This window comes from Erythrobacter sp. 3-20A1M (assembly GCF_018636735.1).
In the GTDB taxonomy this organism is placed as follows: domain Bacteria; phylum Pseudomonadota; class Alphaproteobacteria; order Sphingomonadales; family Sphingomonadaceae; genus Alteriqipengyuania.
In genome coordinates this window covers 1,759,546-1,776,169 of record NZ_CP045200.1, presented here as the reverse complement: position 1 = coordinate 1,776,169, position 16,624 = coordinate 1,759,546, and the positions used below count along the sequence as shown (strand labels likewise).

The following is a 16,624-nucleotide window of genomic DNA, read 5'->3' as shown; positions in this document are numbered from 1 at the left end:
TTGCCCGGTTACAAGCACCGGGCGGATCGGCTATGAAGCGACCCCATGGGACGGGTCTGCAAGCTGCTTTTGGCGATCGTCGCCCTGTGCTGGGCCCAGGCGGCATTCGCGCAGGTCACGATCCATTTCCATTCATTCAACGGCTCGGTGCTGTTCGGGCGCTATCCGCACACTTTCGTCGTGCTCGACGGCACGCTGGAAGAGACGGGCGAGCCGATCGACGAAAACTACGGCTTCACCGCGAAGAGCATCTCTCCCGCGATCCTGGTCGGCCCGGTCGATTCGATGATCTTCGTCGAGAAGCAGGATCAGATCGACCGTACCAATGAACATTTCTCCGTTGCGCTGACCGACGCGCAATATTGGCAGATCAGATCGGAAGTCGCGCGCTGGCGTGCCGATCCGGTCAAATCCTACGACCTGAACAAACGCAATTGCCTGCATTTCGTAGGCGCACTCGCGCAGATCGCCGGTCTGAAGGTCGCCTATCCGCCCAGCCTGATAAAGAAGCCGACGCACTGGCTGAACTATCTCGCACGGATCAATCCGCAGCTTAACGCGCCGCAAATCTGATCCTTCGCCGAGGGGGATAAGGGCGCGTTGCGGATTGCTCCGCCGCGCATGTTGGGGAATCGTCGCACCATGGCGATTCTTTCCGACAAATGGATCCGCGACGCGGCCCGCAACCGCGACATGATCGAACCGTTCGAGGAATCGCAGCGACGCGACGGCTGCATCTCCTACGGCCTGTCGTCCTACGGCTACGACGCGCGCGTGGCGGACGAGTTCAAGATCTTCACCAATGTCGATTCGGCGGTGGTCGATCCGAAGGATTTCGCCAGCAACAGCTTCGTCGACCGGAAGACCGACGTGTGCGTGATCCCGCCCAACTCCTTCGCGCTCGCCCGAACGGTCGAATATTTCCGCGTGCCGGAGGACGTGCTGGTCATCTGCCTGGGCAAGAGCACCTATGCGCGCTGCGGCATCATCGTGAATGTGACTCCGCTCGAACCCGGGTGGGAGGGGCATGTGACCCTGGAGTTTTCCAATACCACGCCGCTGCCTGCGCGCATCTATGCGAATGAGGGCGCGTGCCAGTTCCTTTTCCTGCAGGGCAATGAACGGCCAGAAGTGACCTATGCGGACCGGGCCGGCAAATATATGGGCCAGCGCGGCGTGACCCTCCCCCGGCTCTGACGCACGGAACCGTATCGTCCTTCGAGCGATGAACTGCTCGAGAGCCGTGAGCAAGCGTGCGCGCGGCGGGTGTGGGAGCCCGATCAATGTCCACGATCGCCGCCGTCATCGGACGTATCTTCATCGCCGCCCTGTTCGTCGTGTCGGGAGCCAACAAGCTTCTCGCACCCGAACCGGTGCAGCAATTGCTGCAATCCACCAACCTGCCCGCCAATCTCGCGATGCCGATCGGCATCTTCGAGATCGTCGCCGGGCTGCTCCTGGCGCTTGGCCTGCTGACCCGGCTTGTCGCACTGGTTCTCGCCATATTCACGCTGGGCACCATCTTCTTCGTGCATAACCAGTTCGGCGATTACGAGCAGGGCACACAGGCGCTCAAGAACCTCGCCATCACCGGGGGATTGCTGATGGTGTTCGCCTTCGGCCAGGTACGCGGCTCGCTCGACTACTATCGCGACCGCAACCGTACGCGAGAAGCCGAGCTGCGGGCGGCGCGCGCAGAAGGGCGGGCCGAGGGTGCGGAAGCCGCTCATCGCCACGACTGATACGAGAGCGGGCGCGCACCGGCCTGACCGATGCGCGCCGCAGCGTGACGACAGTCGGACCGATTAGAAGTCGAAGCGGGCCGATACGCGGAAGTCGCGACCCGACAGCGGTGCGTAATCCTTCAGGAATGACGCATGGCGCCGCGCGTTCACATCGAAGATGTTGTTCGCCGACAGGGCCAGGCTGAGCGGGCTACCGGCTCCCCACGGGTGCAGGTTCACCTCGGCGTTGACGAGCGTGTAGCCGTCGGTCGCGGTCTCGAAGTCGGAGATTCGGTCCTGCTCGAACGCATGCTCGACTTCGCCCCGCACGTCGAAATTGCCGGTCTTCACGGTCACGCCGCCCAGCAGGCGGAGCGGCGGGATGCGCGGTGCCGGACCGACGTTTTCGATGGTTGCGTGAACGTAGTCCGCCAGGCCATCGACCGCCACCGAAGTCGTGCCGAACCTTGCGAGTGTCGCCGAACCCTGGATTTCGAAGCCGTAATAGCGCGCGTCCGACTGACGGAACTGATAGACCGGCAGGCCATCTTCGATCTCGCCGGTCTGGTCCTCGTAGATGAAGTCGTTGAACCAGGTGTAATAGGCCGAGGCTTCGAGCGAATAACCGTCGCCGCCGGCCCGCAGGATCCCCTCCACGCCCCATGATTTCTCGAGCCCGAAGTCGGGGTCGCCGACCTCGAACGCCTGCGTGCCCGCGTGCGGGCCGTTGGCGAACAGTTCCTCGGCCGCCGGAGCGCGCTCGTTATGCGAGACGTTCACACCGAAGCGCACGCCGTCCGCGAAGCCATACGATGCGCCGACCGATCCGGAAATGGCATCGAAGCTGCGGCTGCCATCGAAGAATTGCGGCTGATCGGGGAGCGGCTGACCCTGGAGCTTAGTGTGTTCGTAACGCGCACCCGCTTCGAACTTCAACGCCCCGTAATCGAACTGCTGCAGCGTGAAGGCGCCGACCTGCTCGGTGCTGTTCTTGGGCAGGAAAGCCTCCTCGCCCTCGACGTTGAAATCGCGGATGTAGAACTGGCCGCCGGTCACGCCGCGCCAAGCGCCTTTCTGCGCTTGGGTCAGCTCCAGCCGCCCTTCCATGCCCTGGTTGTAGAACGCAGTGCCCACCTCGCCGTCCTCTTCCAGTTCGAAGTGGCGATATTTGGCGTAGCCGAACCGGGCGCCGATCTTGTCCAGCAAGCCGCCGCCGACATTCACTTCCGCCCGCGCGTCCACGCGGTTCTGCTTCAGGTCCAGCCGGGGCCCTTCCTGCTCCTGACCCGGCTCGGTCGCGAAGCGGATCGGCACCCCGTAGAGACTGTCATAGTGCTTGTAGGACAGCGCGAAGCTGCCGCCGTCGTTGATGTAGGCAACGCCGCCGCCTGCCGTCCACGTCTCGGACGCGGAATTGGGCAGCGTGCCCTCGACCGCCGCATTGGCAGCGAAGTCGATCGGCTCTTCCGCGGTGGGATCGGCCGGCAAAGTGGCCGACGCGAGCGCTTGGCGGCGCAGTTCCGGGGTCAACGCATAGCCCCCGATGTCGAGATCGTCGGTCTTGAGATAGCTACCGTCGGCGTGCAGGACCCAGTGATCCGACAGCGCGAAATCGGCCGATGCCCCGCCCGAACGCTCGTTCGCCGCAGAGCCGTAGGTGGCGATGGCGCCCAGTTTGATCCGGTCTGCCGGAACGGTGGTCGGCAGACTGTTGTCGATCACGTTGACCACCCCGCCGATCGCGGAGGAACCGTATAGGAGGGACTGCGGCCCGCGCAGCACCTCGATCCGCTCTGCCGTCAGCGGATTGACGACGACCGCGTGATCGACGGACGTATTCGACACGTCGACGGAACCGAGGCCGTTGGTAAGCACGCGGACCCGCTCGCCCTGCAAGCCGCGCAGCACCGGGCGCGACGCACTCGGGCCGAACGAAGTCGCCGAAACACCCGGCGTGTCGTTCAGCGTTTCGCCAAGGGACGGACGGATCGCCTGCGTCAGCTCTTCTCCGTCCACCACCGAAACGCCGGACAGGAAATCCTGCCGCTGCCGTTCCAGAACGCCGGTGACGATGATTTCTACCTGACGGCTCTGCTCGGATACGTGGCCATAGTCGGTGGCGCTCTCTTCGCTCTGCGCGCTGTCCGAACTGTCGCTTTGCTGAGCGAACGCCGGCGTCGCGGCCAGTCCGGCGGCGAGTGCGAAAAGGGAAAGTGTGCCGGAGCGAGCGATTTGCATCGTGAGCTTAATCCTTGATTCGATGAGTGTGACCGATCGGCGAAGACCAAACGCTCCGCCCTAAATGTTATGTGGTAACATTCCACGGCGCGTTAAACAGACGGCGACCGGAATTGCAACAGCAAATGACCGCCGCGCACACGCTCGTACCCGCAGGTACCGTTTCGACTGGAAGGAAAATGGAGCGGGCGAGGCGATTCGAACGCCCGACCCCAACCTTGGCAACTGCCCCTTGGCGTTTTCGCTACCGTTTCCATATCTAGTAAAATCTGCGATATTCCAAGCAATATCAACTGCTTACTTTTCACTCCGAGTCGCCATCGGTACGCTGCGATTTCCAGCGGTTTCCCACCTACTGCTTCCCCCCTGCTTCCCCGGCCATGCTGCACCTGCGTGGGGAAGCAAATATCATGCGCGTGGGCCACCAGGGCGCAGGAGCAACTTCGAAAGGCACGACAACTCAAATCACGGACAAATCGCATGACCAGATTGACTAAACGCACCGTCGAGGCGCTCAAATCCAACCGAGGGCGCGACGCCTTCCTTTGGGATAGCGAGCTGCGCGGTTTTGGCGTTCGCGTTAAACCCAGCGGCACCAAAACCTTTATCATCCAATATCGAAACCAAGAGGCGAGGACCCGTCGCTGTGCTATAGGCCAATATGGTGTTCTGACTGTCGAGCAAGCCCGCGACCTCGCCCAAAAGAAGCTCGCCGCTGTGATCGACGGGGCCGACCCATCCGCCGAACGGCACTCGGTCCGGACGGGGCTGACCATCGCAGCAGTTTGCGATTGGTATCTTGCCGAGGCCGAAGCCGGTCGGCTGATCGGACGCAACCGCCGCCCTATTAAAGCGTCATCAATCGCAGGTGATCGAAGCCGTATTGAACTCCATATTAAGCCGCTGATCGGCAATCGCGTGGTCAGCCAATTGAAATTGGCAGATATTGAACGCTTGCAAGGTGATATTGCGGCTGGTCGAACCGCCCGAGCGAGGCACACAAGCCGAGGTGGGCAAACGGCTGGCGGCTCAGGCGTTGCTGCCCGCGCCATCAGCACGCTTCGCGCTCTACTCAATCACGCCCGCCGCCTCGGCATTATTGAGGTTAGTCCGGCAACAGGCGTACGCATCATGGCCTCGCAGAAGGTGAAGCGATATCTGAGCGCTGGCGAAATCCGTCACCTTGGCAAGGTGATGACGCAGATGGAACGCGAGGGCGAACACCCGACCGGCCTCGCTGCGATCCGCGTCATGCTTCTCACCGGTTTTCGGCGCATGGAAGTGCTGGCAATGCACAAGGCATGGGTTCAGCCCGACGACAATCTCGTCCGTTTTCCGGATACCAAGTCCGGTCCGCAGATCCGCGTGGCCGGAGACTCAGCAATGCACGTGCTGGAGGCTCAGGCTTTGTCCAGTCATTCGCCCTTCATCTTCCCGGCGGATTGGGGCGATGGGCATTTCATAGGCGTCGTTCGGGTGCTGGGCCGGGTCTGCGCGCGCGCGGGTCTGGACAGCGTGACACCGCACACCCTGCGCCACAGCTTTGCAAGCATGGCAGCGGCACAAGGATTCAGTGAACTGACCATCTCGGGCCTGCTCGGTCATGCCCCGCGCGGCGTAACCCAGCGCTATGTGCACCTGGATACCGCGCTCGTCATCGCGGCGGATCAAGTGGCGGGAGAGATTGCTCGACTATTGGACGGTGGCGAGTTGCGGAGCGTGCGGGAGATCAAGCAAGCGCGCACACTGGCAGCGTTGCGTGCTGTGGCATGATGCCTACTTGTCTAGGTCTGCCCTGAAGCCAGATTGAGAGACTGCGGTAGCTCGTGCTTGTCGCCGCTCCAAATCAAGGCCTGTCTCCAGAAATGGGGATGGGCCTTGTGGATAAGCCTGTGGTCTGTTCGGACTATCAGGAACCGGGGGACACGGACTATCAGGAACTCACAGCTCGGACTATTAGGAACCAAAACAGGCCTCAAACCCGCAGAAATGCTGGGCTCCAGCGCCTCTTAACTATGCTAACGACAATCCTTGTCGGATTGTTGCTAACGCGCAGCATATCAGCGCGCGGCTCCTTAGCGCTTTGGGGTGCGCCGTCGCCGCGCGCCTGTGCACTCGGCCGGTGCAAGCTTCGCGGCTGCTTGCTAGAGATTAGACGATGAAGACCGACCTTGATCATTTGCCCCCGCAAAAGCAGCGCGAACTTGAGCGCGTGGTGCAGCTCATCTTCGAGGAGTTTGATGACGCCTTTGCCCTCGCCAAGCATGAGTGGAAGAAGGCGGGGCGCATCCTCAAGGTGATCCTTTACGGTAGCTATGCGCGCGGCACGTGGGTCGATGAGCCCCACACCGCGAAGGGCTACCGCTCCGACTTCGATCTGCTGATCATCGTCAACGACAAGCGGCTCACCGACAGAGTCAAATACTGGGCGAAGCTAGATGACCGGTTGATGCGCGAATATGGCGTTACCAGTACGCTCAAGACTCCTGTCAACTTCATCGTCCATACCCTGCAGGAGGTGAACGACGGGCTCGCCCACGGGCGGTATTTCTTCATGGACGTGAAGGAGGACGGTGTTGCGCTTTACCAGTTCGATGAGACTGAGCTTCATACGCCTAAGCCCAAGACACCGGTGCAGGCGCTCGCCATGGCGCAGGAGTATTTTGACGAGTGGCTGCCGACAGCGATGGGATTTAAGCGCAATGCTGGTTACGCAGTACGAGACGGAGACCTCAAACTCGCGGCATTCTTGATGCACCAGACAGCAGAGCGACTTTACCACTGCGTGCTTCTGGTCTGCACTTTTTATACGCCGCATAATCACAACTTGGCCTTTTTGCGCACGCAGGCCGAGCGGATCGACCCGCGTCTCACCTATGTCTGGCCCCGCGAAACCAAGCGCGATCGCACCCGGTTCGAAAAGCTCAAGGACGCCTATGTCAAAGCGCGCTATTCGAAGCACTATCGCGTCACCAAGGAAGAGCTTGAATGGCTCGGCGCGCAGGTTGAAGAGCTTGGCCGCGTCGTGCACGAAGTGTGCTCGGAACGCATCTCGAAGCTAAAGGCCGAAGCGAAGGCCAAGCCTGACCAGATTCGGTGATCGAGCGAGGACTTGTTGTCTCCGCTTTCGCCTTTTCTAAGCCGAAAGCAGCCTGTCGGTTTGCGACGCCATTGCCGACACACCAATCCTAAGCTGGAACCACCAATAGCTGCCGTCAATTTAAGATACCTCCATGCAAAAACGCAAGATCGGTCGAGCGACAAATACCGTCACGCGCCTAGGTGATATCGCCACGATGGAGCGGACAGTGACGACAGCACTTCAAAACTACCACGACCGGATGAAGCGGGCGCTCGATTACATCGATCGGCATCTGGACGATCAGCTGGACCTGGAAGCTGTAAGTGCTGTCGCGGCATTGTCGAAGTTTCATTTCCACCGGCAGTTCACGGCGACCTTTGGGCTGTCTTTGCATCGTTACATCCAGCTCTCCCGGATGAAGCGCGCTTCGTTTCGGTTGGCCTATCGTGACGATCAGAGCGTCACGCAGATCGCGATGGATGCTGGCTACGACGCGCCCGACGCCTTTGCCCGAGCCTTCAGGCAACGGTTCGGGCAGTCACCGTCATCGTTTCGGGAAGCTCCCGATTGGGAGCCGTGGCTTGCGGCCTTCGGGCCTCTCACAAACGCGAGGAGCAAACTCATGCAACAGTCCTTCAAGACAAGCGACGTAATCACCCGGCACGTAAAACCCGTCCCGGTGGCGATCATGGAGCATCGCGGGCCGCCAGCCACGATCGGATCGACAATCCAGCGATTCATCGCCTGGCGAAAGGCAAACGGGCTTTCACCGCAGACCAGCGAGACGTTCAACGTCTTCCATTCCGATCCGCGAACTACCGATCCCAGCGATTATCGACTGGACCTGTGCGCAGGAACGCAACGGATCTTCGATGAGGACGAGCAAGGCGTTGTATCAGGCACCATTCCTGGCGGCCGCTGTGCAGTCCTGCGGATTGTGGGGAATACCGACGATTTGGAACCCGCCGCACTATATCTTTACCGCGACTGGCTTCCGGAAAGCGGTGAAGAAGCGCGAGACTTCCCACTCTACTGTCAGCGCATCGCGTTCTTCCCCGAGGTGCCCGAGCATGAGTCTGTGGCGGACCTATTTCTGCCGATCAAATAGTCTTCAGTGCTGGCCGCTTGTCCCCTGATGCATCCGCAAAGCGGACAAGCGGCTTCCCACCCCGTACTTGCCGTTTCTGCCCGACGCGGAGATCACCAAATCCGGACCTTTGGCGGCCGCCGCCATTGCGGCCCTTAATCGTCTCAGGCATCTGTTGTCGAAAATAGTCAGGGAAGCAAAATGAAGATCGAAGTCGGATCAGTCGATTTCTTAGATGATTTCGACGAGAGTGATGCCAACCCCGCCACCTGTCACTGCCTCATCGAAATTGGAGAAAGTCCAGCGCAAGGCTTCGACCTGTTCTTTGCCAATGTTTCCAATCGAAAGTGGGCGAAGAAGCATCTGGAAAACGATCAGCTTGGATTCTGCGGCGGGTTTTTGATTGTCGAGCGATTGGACGAAACGCAGGTCAGGCGGGCAATCCAGTCATCTTTCGGCAAGCGGGACTTTGAGCGGTTTGAAGACTTTGTCGAGATCGTCCGACCATTTTTGCGCTGGGAGTTTGAGGGCTACCATGCTGGGCACAAGGGAGGCTTAGATGAGCGTTGATTTCTACGTAGCAATTCACGCAGACAACTGGCCAAATGTCGAACAAGTTCAGCAATGCGCCTCAGCGCGAGAATATCCTATCGAAGTTCAGAACTTTCCATCTCCTGACCAACCCGATGTAAAGAACGATGGAGTCCAGGTCATAATCGATGGCACGTTGGCCTACCTCGAAGGAGAAGTCATTCCAGCTGCGGTCGCTCCCGAGGACCTCGCGGCAATTAATGAGCAGTTGGCGGCTAGGGACAGTCGTCAAATCACCACCAAGGAAGCGGTGATTTCATTCCGCACCCGGTCGCCGTCCGAAATTCGCGCCGCAAGTTACCTTATCGCGAGTTTGATCGTCTGTTTTGACGGATATGGATTTGAGCCTCAGGGCAATACCAGTGGGCAAAGCGATTTCGCCAAAACTCTGCTTGCCGGTGCCAAAACGCTGGAAGGTCTTTAGTGTCGCCGGGTAGATGTCCGCATTCCACCCCATTCTTGCCGGCATGGCCGAGCGGGGACATTGCCAAGAGCAGCCTTTGCTCTAGCGACGACATCACGGTTATCTATGTAAACGTGAGGATAGCTTTTCGATGGTCGAATACATCTACCTGAAGCCCGACGAGCAAATGCCGGAAATGGCTGACGAGGATGCGTGGCTTGTCGTCGAAGCTAGCGATGATGATCGATTTTTCGGCAGCGGCTACGGCTTCAAAGCGTCAGGTGAGGGTGTGTTTTACGCCTCGCTGCCGAAGAGCGATCTGAGCTTAGAGTCGGCGCTCGACGCTGCAAAACAGTGGGCCGCAAAGTATCAGGTTCCCCGCATATGGGTGCAAGCAACGCCCGATTAGCATAGTCCGCTGACAGCCCCATCCACGACATTAAAGCGTCAAGACTATTGCCCCTAAAGCCGCCCACGATCGTGGCTGCAACCAATCGTCGAGCATCCCGTGTGCGCTCGCAATCCGAATATCTGGCCGTTGGTGTGCGATGATCGCGTTGTTTTGCTGCCATGGCGTGGGATCATTTGGCGACGCTCTTAGGTACTGCCGCTGCAGAAAATTTGCGGTTTGGTTGCAGATCAGAGGCACACTCGCACCGCTATCGCTGCAGGTCGCTGGCCGCGCCGGATGCAGTCGCGATGCAATCCGCTTGCAGGCGTGAGAAGCTCGGGGTATTTGTCCGCAAGCGTCTGATTTGAAGTGTGGAATCTAGGGCGAGATAAAAGCACCGCCGTCGGTCGGGGTGCAGGTGGTTGGTTTTGCTGAGCAATATGCGACGGCACTTAAGTAAGCCGACCGGCGCTCTCCTAACAAAGACGTGTGTTTTCAACTCAGTCAGCGACGGCGCATTGCGTACTCAGATGTCTTTCGAGCCTGATATGCGTCAGCATGCGTACCCATGTCCGTCCAAACAGATATCGGCGCATGCGATAGGATTTTCATTCATCATGTCCTTGGACGGCAGCGCATCAAAGGCGGCCCCAGCGTAGAAACGTCATGTGGCGTGGCAACCCATGATCGAGCGATACTCGGTGTCGATGGCGGGCCGGTCTGCTCCCCTCCATGATCCCCCAGGTCGGTCCGTCATCACCCAAATGAATGAAAGGACCGACCGGCATGCCATCCGCAGGCACGACAGAGCATCTTCGCGAGCAACGACAGCGCCAGACAATAGAACCGATCGTGATGCGTGTCCCCGAGGCCTGCCGCTATCTCGGGATCGGGCGCAGCACGCTCTATGTGCTCATCGGTAAACGTGAGATCGAGATCATCAAGCTGGGCAGTTCGACGCTGGTGCTGACTGCCAGTCTCCGCGCGCTGGTTGAGAGACGGCGGAAGAATTCAGATGAGCCGACTGCAGAAGCTGTGCAATGACCATGCATCCCGATCTCATGAAAGCCATCGTGCTCGCTGCAATCGTCAAGATGCCAAGCCACTCGAAGCGTCAGCTGGTATCGACGGTTCGGGAGCGACGCGAGAAAGCCGAAGATGCATTGGCAGCCAGCGTGGTCGTGGAACTTTCGCGGCGCTTCTAGTGCACAGGAGCAATGTCCGCTTCGCGCCCGCATATTGGACATTTCATCGTTCTCGTCGCGACCCTGATACCTGCCATTGGATTAGGTAGTAGCTTGGGGGCGGCTTCGTGCCCTCAATTCGGAAATCGAAGATACAGATGCCGATCTCGAAAGCCGACATTCTCCAAGTGCAAGGCAGACTGTTCGCGTAAGGCTTTTGACAGCACCAAATCGATGATCTAGGAGTTTGGCTTCGGGCATTTACACCGGCGCCCGATAAGGCAATGCGCCCAAGTCCGGCCCGATGGGTTGTGTGCGAAGGACGCGTTGATGAATTCTCCCGGTAAACAAGTCTCCGTAGATCAAGGTCCGATACCCTTCTCCGAGGCTGTGCGTGTCTGGGCGCGGGTCGCTGCCCTGAGCTTCGGCGGACCGGCTGGCCAGATTGCCGTGATGCATCGCATTCTGGTCGACGAGAAGCGCTGGATTGGCGAGAACCGGTTCCTGCACGCGCTGAACTATTGCATGCTCCTGCCAGGGCCGGAGGCTATGCAGCTTGCGACCTATATTGGCTGGCTGCTTCACGGTGTGCGCGGCGGCATTCTCGCGGGATGCCTGTTCGTTCTTCCCGGCTTTCTCAGCATTCTCGCGCTCAGCGTGCTCTATGCCAGCTTTCAAGACGCCAGTTTCGTCCAGGCGATCTTCTTCGGCATAAAGGCTGCAGTCCTTGCAGTGGTTATCGAAGCTCTGGTTCGCATCGGAAGAAAGGCGCTGAAGACCTGGCCGATGTATCTCATCGCCGCCTCTGCGTTTGCGGCGATATTCGTTTTCAATATCCCCTTCCCGCTGATCATCGCGGCTGCCGCGCTGGTCGGATTTCTTGGCGGCCATTTCGATCCTGCGCGCTTCCTCGTCATCCGCGCCCGAGAGACCTCCGAGGACGGGGAGGGCGAGCCGGAGGCCGTGCTTCATGCTGGGGGAATGGCGACGGCTCGGCCGACATGGCGCGGAGCCGGTCGCACGGTAATGATCTGGGGCAGTATGTGGGCAGCGCCCATAGGCGTGCTGATCTTTCTCGTCGGCCCCGATCACGTGTTCACCCAATTGGCGATCTTTTTCTCGAAGCTGGCGGTCGTCACATTCGGCGGTGCATATGCGGTTCTGGCCTATATGGCCCAGGAAGCAGTGCAAACGCATGGTTGGCTGGCCCCGGGGGAGATGCTCGATGGATTGGGTATGGCGGAAACCACGCCGGGCCCACTGATTCAGGTTGTCCAGTTCGTAGGATTCATGGGGGGATACCGCGAAGGAGATTTGTTGGGCCCGGTAGCTTCGGGTATTGCGGCCTCGGTGATCGTGACTTGGGTCACATTCGTGCCCTGCTTCCTCTGGATTTTCCTTGGCGCACCGTTCATCGAGAAATTACGCGGTGTGAAGCTCCTGACGGCGGCGCTTTCGGGCGTCACGGCGGCGGTCGTGGGCGTGATCCTCAACCTCGCTATCTGGTTCGCGCTGCACGTTGCATTCGCGCGGCTTGACGAGGTCCGAGGCTATGGCGCGCGACTGCTCGTGCCGGATTTGGCGACGATCGACCTCGCGTCGGTTGTCATTGCCGCCGCAGCGTTGGTTGCGATGCTGCGCTTCAAGATCGGGATGTTGCCTGTCCTCTTTGCAAGCGCTCTCATCGGGGCGCTCTACTTTTTTGGAACAACGCCAGGCGCCTGACTTTCCTAGAACAGCCCCGAGCGCCTGAAAACACATCGAAGGAGACCGGAAAATGAAACCTTTCCACAAAACAATGCTTGTTGGCAGTCTGGCTTTATCGGTAGCGGCGATGCCGTCGCATCTGCATGCACAGGACAATTCGGGTAACCTCGAGGCGCTCGTCTTCGAAGCTTCGCATGCAACCGTCACCATGACCGAGGACGGGGTGGCGCGCATTGGCTGGACGCGCGACGACGTCGAGGTGATGGTTGATGGCATGCGCCTCGATCCCCCTGCGGGTCTCGGCTCATGGGCTGCCTTCAAACCCGTTGATGGCGGGGTCATGGTCATGGGTGATACGGTCGTGTTCGAGGACGAAATCACCGCTGCGATGGATGCTGCCCTGGCGAACGGTCTTTCGGTCACCGCACTACACAATCACTTCATTTTCGACGATCCACCCGTGTATTTCATGCACATCGGCGGGCACGGAGAAACAGCCAGGATGGCAGCGGGCGTGAAGGCGGTCTGGGATGCCATCAAGGAAGTGCGCGCCGCCTCCCCGACACCGCGGCGCAGCTTCGGTGGCATGACACCGGATGCTGACGGAACGATAAATGCCGCGCCTCTAAGCGATATCCTAGGCGCCGAGCCCAGCATTGGCGGCGGCGTTGTGAAATACACCTTCGCCCGTCAGGGCCGCATGCACGGCATCGATATCGGAGGGTCCATGGGGCTGACGACCTGGGCGGCATTCTCGGGGACTGACGAACTTGCTGCCGTCGATGGCGACTTCATCATGACCGAGGACGAAGTTCAGCCAGTGCTCCGCGCACTGCGCGAGCGGGATATCCATATCGTAGCGTTGCATAACCACATGATCGGCGGCGAACCGATGTTTTACTTCCTCCACTACTGGGGAGTGGGACCAGCGAAAGAGCTTGCAGCGGCGATTGCTGCTGCCCGTAACGCACAGGCAGAACCTGGATAGGCGCAACCATTCCGATAAAATTCGGTAAGGCGGTGATCGTTTGCACCTCGTTGCGACAGGCATTGTCTTCGAAATGGCAGGGAACGTAAGTTATGTCGCTAACTTGCGGGCTTGCCTTTGAATGAGATGTGGATGTGGCACGCGCCCCGATTTTAATTGCGAACGGATTGTCCGTTTTGTTAGGAAAGCTCCCGAAACCAGACTGTCTCGAAGCGGCCCAATTTAGGTCGAGAAGCTTCGTCGCGTCCGGTTGGCGAACGCTACAAGTGAAAGCATCACCGGCACTTCGACCAGCACTCCGACCACGGTAGCCAACGCAGCACCGCTTCCCAACCCGAACAGTCCGATTGCCACAGCGACGGCCAGTTCAAAAAAGTTTGACGTGCCAATAAGCGCGCAGGGCGCAGCTATGGCGTGCGGGAGCTTCCACGCTTTGGCCCAGCCATAAGCGATGAAAAAGATACCATAGCTTTGGACTACAATTGGCGCAGCAATCAGCGCGATCAGCAGTGGACGCGCGACTATCGTCTCAGCCTGGAAGCCAAACAGCAGCAGCACGGTGAGAAGCAGCCCGATGATCGAAAACGGCTTCATTCGGCCCGTGAATTCGGACACCGCCGCTTCATTGCCGCCATGCGGAGCGAGCAGCCGGTGACGCACCAAGGCACCTGCAGCGAGCGGCACAACCACATAGAGCGCGACCGAAAGCAGTAACGTCTCCCACGGCACCGCAATGTCGGTCACTCCCAGCAGCAGCGCGACGATGGGTGCGAAGGCAACGATCATGATGAGATCGTTGGCTGCGACCTGCACCAGCGTATAGGCCGGATCGCCTTTAGTGAACTGCGACCACACGAACACCATCGCGGTGCAAGGCGCCGCACCCAGCAAGATCAGCCCAGCGATATACTGTTGAGCATCGGCAGGCGCGATCAGGTCAGCAAAGACGACCTCGAAGAACAGCACGCCAAGCGCCGCCATCGTGAACGGCTTGATCAGCCAGTTGACCACCAGGGTGATGATAAGGCCCTTGGGTTTGTCACCGACGCGGCGCACCGCGCCAAAATCGACCGCGACCATCATCGGGAAGATCATCGCCCAGATCAGCACCGCGACGACAAGATTGACCGAGGCGTATTCGATAGCCGCCAGCGAGGAGAACAATTCCGGCGCGGCGTTGCCAAGCGCAATACCGACGAGAATTGCTCCGCCGACCCAGACCGACAGCCATTTCTCGAACAGGCCAAGTCCCGCCGCGCGGGTGTCAATGTCTGCTGTGGTCGCGGTCATTGTTTCTCCGCCTCATGCCCAATGGCTTGCAGCTTTTCACGCAGGGAAATCTGCTCCAGGCTCGCAATCGGCAGTGCAAGCATCAGGTCTATCCGCCGCTTGAGCATGCGGAAGGCATCGAGGAAGGCCGCTGCCTTTTCGGCATCGCTACCCTCTGCCGCCGCCGGATCGGGAATGCCCCAATGCGCCGAGGTCGGGCGACCAGGCCAGACTGGACAGGATTCAGCCGCCGCGCTGTCGCAAACGGTAAAGATGAGATCGAACTCCGGTCCATCGGCAAACTCGCTCCAGCTTTTGGAGGAATAGCCCTGTGCCGGATAGCCCAGTGTCTTGAGCGTATGGATCGCCCAGGGATTTACCGTGCCGGTCGGACTGCTTCCCGCGCTGTAGGCTTTGAAGCGGCCTTGACCGTCATGGTTGAGGATGGCCTCGCCCAGGATCGAGCGAGCGGAATTGCCCGTGCACAGGAACAGCACGTTCAACGGTTGGTCTGACATGGATAGCCTCAGCAGCAGGAGGTCTTGGCCGGAGCCAGTTGTGGCACGCAGCAGGCGCTCGATGCAGCGTTGGCGGAGGCGAGCTGATCGAGATCGGGATTGCCGCCGTAGGTCGTGCTTTCGCCTTCGGTCAGGAAGGCTTCCCAAACGACGCCGTCAGGATCGGCGATCCAGCTCTTTTCCGATTGCGCGTAGCAACAGATCCTCGCGCCTTCTTCCAGCACCGGACGGTCAGCAGCCTTGAGCCGACCATAGACCTCTTCGAGTTCGGCCTTGTCCTCGACCTGCAAGCCAACATGCTCGATGCCCTTGGTCGCATCATCGCGCATCGAGATCGCGAAGTTGATGCGCGGATCCTCGAGCATCCATTTGGCGTAGTCGGACTTCACTACGGCAGGCTCGGCACCGAACAGGCTCGAATAGAAGGTGACGGACTTGTCGATGTCGGTCACGCCGACATGCACATGAAAGCGTTTCATCAGGCGCTCTTTCGTTGGGGAGAAGGGAGGCAAGCTGCATCCTCGGAACAGGACACGCCGTCGCAGCAGTTTTCGGTGAGGTAACCCATCAGGCCGTTCATCGCGGCGTAGTCAGCCGAATAGATGATCGAGCGGCTTTCGCGACGCTGCGTGACCAGCCCTGCATTGGCGAGCTGAGCCAAGTGAAAGCTCATTGAAGACGGAGGCACGTCGAGCTTGTCAGCCAAAACCCCGGCAGCAACGCCTTGCTTGCCTGCCTGAACCAGCAGGCGGAACGCGGCGAGGCGATGTTCCTGCGCCAGGGCGGATAATCCGCGAATTACACCTTCAGCCTGCATTGCTCACTCCAATGATTCGATAACTATCGAACTATGGAAGAGTAGGCCACGCGTCAAGTAGGATCTCCGATGCTATCAATCGTGATCCTCTGCTCACCTGAGTCGGCTTTGAGCAGCTTCAGGCCCAATAGCTGCCGGTCCGCAAGCGGCCCTAATTCCGCCGCTTCAAATGACAAGCGAATTGGGCAATTAGATTGGATACTTTCACCGACCGCACTCCAAGCTGGGCATACGCCAAGCCAACCCTTGCACCTTGGAATCGGGTGGTTCAGAATGCCGCAATGCAAACGCCAGAGTGCGCCACGAAACTCCGAATTGTGCTTCCCCCGTGCTTCCCCGGAGTAACCGACAGACCGGGGAAGCAGGATCCGCCAACTTGCGATCCGCTTAAGCGGTTCAATTTTCGAAAGAAAAATGGAGCGGGCGAGGCGATTCGAACGCCCGACCCCAACCTTGGCAAGGTTGTGCTCTACCCCTGAGCTACGCCCGCTCACTGACGCTCGACCGGGTCTGATGCACAGGCCCGTCGGGGAAGCGCGCGCCTAGCAGCGTGCCGGATTCGCCGCAAGGGCAAAATTCGCGAAGCCTGCGCGCCCCTTCACTTTGTCCGTTCCAGCGCCCACAT

Annotated in this window: 18 protein-coding genes and 1 tRNA gene; 13 read left to right on the top strand and 6 right to left on the bottom strand. The window is 59.6% G+C overall.

The window, feature by feature from the left end:
- Positions 1-45 precede the first annotated feature (45 nt).
- The 3 genes from F7D01_RS08805 to F7D01_RS08795 all read left to right on the top strand — a co-directional run bounded on the left by F7D01_RS08805 (position 46) and on the right by F7D01_RS08795 (position 1,742).
- On the top strand, positions 46-573 hold the full coding sequence (locus F7D01_RS08805) for a hypothetical protein (RefSeq protein WP_215227243.1): 528 nt from the start codon (positions 46-48) through the stop codon (positions 571-573).
- 69 nt (positions 574-642) lie between these two features.
- Positions 643-1,197, top strand: a complete 555-nt coding sequence (gene dcd / locus F7D01_RS08800; protein ID WP_215227242.1) for a dCTP deaminase — start codon at positions 643-645, stop codon at positions 1,195-1,197.
- Positions 1,198-1,283: 86 nt separating this feature from the next.
- The gene (locus F7D01_RS08795; protein ID WP_215227241.1) at positions 1,284-1,742 is read left to right on the top strand and encodes a DoxX family protein; all 459 of its coding nucleotides are present in this window, start codon (positions 1,284-1,286) and stop codon (positions 1,740-1,742) included.
- Positions 1,743-1,805: 63 nt separating this feature from the next.
- Here F7D01_RS08795 and F7D01_RS08790 read toward each other — a convergent pair whose 3' ends face one another.
- Complete coding sequence (locus F7D01_RS08790; protein WP_215227240.1) at positions 1,806-3,962, bottom strand: TonB-dependent receptor; 2,157 nt, start codon at positions 3,960-3,962, stop codon at positions 1,806-1,808.
- Positions 3,963-4,442: 480 nt separating this feature from the next.
- On the opposite strand from F7D01_RS08790, the gene F7D01_RS08785 reads away from it, so the two are divergent.
- From F7D01_RS08785 to F7D01_RS08740, 10 genes are all read left to right on the top strand, one after another.
- The gene (locus tag F7D01_RS08785) at positions 4,443-5,735 is read left to right on the top strand and encodes a site-specific integrase (RefSeq protein WP_215227239.1); all 1,293 of its coding nucleotides are present in this window, start codon (positions 4,443-4,445) and stop codon (positions 5,733-5,735) included.
- 385 nt (positions 5,736-6,120) lie between these two features.
- The gene (locus tag F7D01_RS08780) at positions 6,121-7,062 is read left to right on the top strand and encodes a HEPN domain-containing protein (protein ID WP_215227238.1); all 942 of its coding nucleotides are present in this window, start codon (positions 6,121-6,123) and stop codon (positions 7,060-7,062) included.
- Between the two features lie 133 nt (positions 7,063-7,195).
- The gene (locus F7D01_RS08775; protein WP_251566658.1) at positions 7,196-8,152 is read left to right on the top strand and encodes a GyrI-like domain-containing protein; all 957 of its coding nucleotides are present in this window, start codon (positions 7,196-7,198) and stop codon (positions 8,150-8,152) included.
- Between the two features lie 180 nt (positions 8,153-8,332).
- On the top strand, positions 8,333-8,701 hold the full coding sequence (locus F7D01_RS08770; protein WP_215227237.1) for an Imm8 family immunity protein: 369 nt from the start codon (positions 8,333-8,335) through the stop codon (positions 8,699-8,701).
- Positions 8,691-9,146, top strand: coding sequence for a hypothetical protein (locus F7D01_RS08765; protein WP_215227236.1), 456 nt, complete (start codon positions 8,691-8,693; stop codon positions 9,144-9,146). The genes F7D01_RS08770 and F7D01_RS08765 overlap by 11 nt, the downstream gene beginning before the upstream one ends.
- Before the next feature lie 130 nt (positions 9,147-9,276).
- Positions 9,277-9,534 (top strand): hypothetical protein, encoded by a 258-nt coding sequence (locus F7D01_RS08760; RefSeq protein ID WP_215227235.1) that lies wholly within the window; start codon positions 9,277-9,279, stop codon positions 9,532-9,534.
- Between the two features lie 750 nt (positions 9,535-10,284).
- The gene (locus F7D01_RS08755; protein WP_251566656.1) at positions 10,285-10,560 is read left to right on the top strand and encodes a helix-turn-helix domain-containing protein; all 276 of its coding nucleotides are present in this window, start codon (positions 10,285-10,287) and stop codon (positions 10,558-10,560) included.
- Entirely contained in the window at positions 10,557-10,721 is a 165-nt protein-coding gene (locus tag F7D01_RS08750; RefSeq protein WP_215227234.1) for a hypothetical protein, read from the top strand. Before F7D01_RS08755 ends, F7D01_RS08750 begins: the two co-directional genes overlap by 4 nt.
- A gap of 309 nt (positions 10,722-11,030) precedes the next feature.
- Positions 11,031-12,425, top strand: coding sequence for a chromate efflux transporter (gene chrA / locus F7D01_RS08745; RefSeq protein ID WP_215227233.1), 1,395 nt, complete (start codon positions 11,031-11,033; stop codon positions 12,423-12,425).
- 52 nt (positions 12,426-12,477) lie between these two features.
- Positions 12,478-13,395 (top strand): DUF1259 domain-containing protein, encoded by a 918-nt coding sequence (locus F7D01_RS08740; RefSeq protein ID WP_251566654.1) that lies wholly within the window; start codon positions 12,478-12,480, stop codon positions 13,393-13,395.
- A gap of 222 nt (positions 13,396-13,617) precedes the next feature.
- Here F7D01_RS08740 and arsB read toward each other — a convergent pair whose 3' ends face one another.
- The 5 genes from arsB to F7D01_RS08715 form a co-directional block, all read right to left on the bottom strand.
- On the bottom strand, positions 13,618-14,685 hold the full coding sequence (arsB, locus tag F7D01_RS08735; protein ID WP_215227232.1) for an ACR3 family arsenite efflux transporter: 1,068 nt from the start codon (positions 14,683-14,685) through the stop codon (positions 13,618-13,620).
- A complete protein-coding gene (locus F7D01_RS08730; protein WP_215227231.1) occupies positions 14,682-15,182 on the bottom strand; it encodes an arsenate reductase ArsC in 501 nt (166 codons plus the stop codon). Before F7D01_RS08730 ends, arsB begins: the two co-directional genes overlap by 4 nt.
- A gap of 8 nt (positions 15,183-15,190) precedes the next feature.
- Positions 15,191-15,661 carry an ArsI/CadI family heavy metal resistance metalloenzyme gene (locus F7D01_RS08725; protein ID WP_215227230.1) on the bottom strand — a complete coding sequence of 157 codons (471 nt, stop codon included), beginning with the start codon at positions 15,659-15,661 and terminating at the stop codon, positions 15,191-15,193.
- Positions 15,661-15,999: a helix-turn-helix transcriptional regulator gene (locus F7D01_RS08720; protein ID WP_215227229.1), complete on the bottom strand. Its 339-nt coding sequence runs from the start codon at positions 15,997-15,999 to the stop codon at positions 15,661-15,663. The genes F7D01_RS08725 and F7D01_RS08720 overlap by 1 nt, the downstream gene beginning before the upstream one ends.
- Before the next feature lie 415 nt (positions 16,000-16,414).
- Positions 16,415-16,489: transfer RNA gene (locus F7D01_RS08715), tRNA-Gly, on the bottom strand.
- Between the last annotated feature and the right edge of the window lie 135 nt (positions 16,490-16,624).

Coding starts and splice junctions, on each gene's coding strand:
- F7D01_RS08750 (WP_215227234.1), top strand. CDS start 10,557: ATGACCATGCATCCCGATCTCATGAAAGCCATCGTGCTCGCTGCAATC.
- F7D01_RS08770 (WP_215227237.1), top strand. CDS start 8,333: ATGAAGATCGAAGTCGGATCAGTCGATTTCTTAGATGATTTCGACGAG.
- F7D01_RS08785 (WP_215227239.1), top strand. CDS start 4,443: ATGACCAGATTGACTAAACGCACCGTCGAGGCGCTCAAATCCAACCGA.
- F7D01_RS08755 (WP_251566656.1), top strand. CDS start 10,285: ATGAAAGGACCGACCGGCATGCCATCCGCAGGCACGACAGAGCATCTT.
- F7D01_RS08775 (WP_251566658.1), top strand. CDS start 7,196: ATGCAAAAACGCAAGATCGGTCGAGCGACAAATACCGTCACGCGCCTA.
- F7D01_RS08795 (WP_215227241.1), top strand. CDS start 1,284: ATGTCCACGATCGCCGCCGTCATCGGACGTATCTTCATCGCCGCCCTG.
- F7D01_RS08765 (WP_215227236.1), top strand. CDS start 8,691: ATGAGCGTTGATTTCTACGTAGCAATTCACGCAGACAACTGGCCAAAT.
- F7D01_RS08790 (WP_215227240.1), bottom strand. CDS start 3,962: ATGCAAATCGCTCGCTCCGGCACACTTTCCCTTTTCGCACTCGCCGCC.
- F7D01_RS08760 (WP_215227235.1), top strand. CDS start 9,277: ATGGTCGAATACATCTACCTGAAGCCCGACGAGCAAATGCCGGAAATG.
- dcd (WP_215227242.1), top strand. CDS start 643: ATGGCGATTCTTTCCGACAAATGGATCCGCGACGCGGCCCGCAACCGC.
- chrA (WP_215227233.1), top strand. CDS start 11,031: ATGAATTCTCCCGGTAAACAAGTCTCCGTAGATCAAGGTCCGATACCC.
- F7D01_RS08780 (WP_215227238.1), top strand. CDS start 6,121: ATGAAGACCGACCTTGATCATTTGCCCCCGCAAAAGCAGCGCGAACTT.
- F7D01_RS08740 (WP_251566654.1), top strand. CDS start 12,478: ATGAAACCTTTCCACAAAACAATGCTTGTTGGCAGTCTGGCTTTATCG.
- F7D01_RS08730 (WP_215227231.1), bottom strand. CDS start 15,182: ATGTCAGACCAACCGTTGAACGTGCTGTTCCTGTGCACGGGCAATTCC.
- F7D01_RS08720 (WP_215227229.1), bottom strand. CDS start 15,999: ATGCAGGCTGAAGGTGTAATTCGCGGATTATCCGCCCTGGCGCAGGAA.
- F7D01_RS08805 (WP_215227243.1), top strand. CDS start 46: ATGGGACGGGTCTGCAAGCTGCTTTTGGCGATCGTCGCCCTGTGCTGG.
- F7D01_RS08725 (WP_215227230.1), bottom strand. CDS start 15,661: ATGAAACGCTTTCATGTGCATGTCGGCGTGACCGACATCGACAAGTCC.
- arsB (WP_215227232.1), bottom strand. CDS start 14,685: ATGACCGCGACCACAGCAGACATTGACACCCGCGCGGCGGGACTTGGC.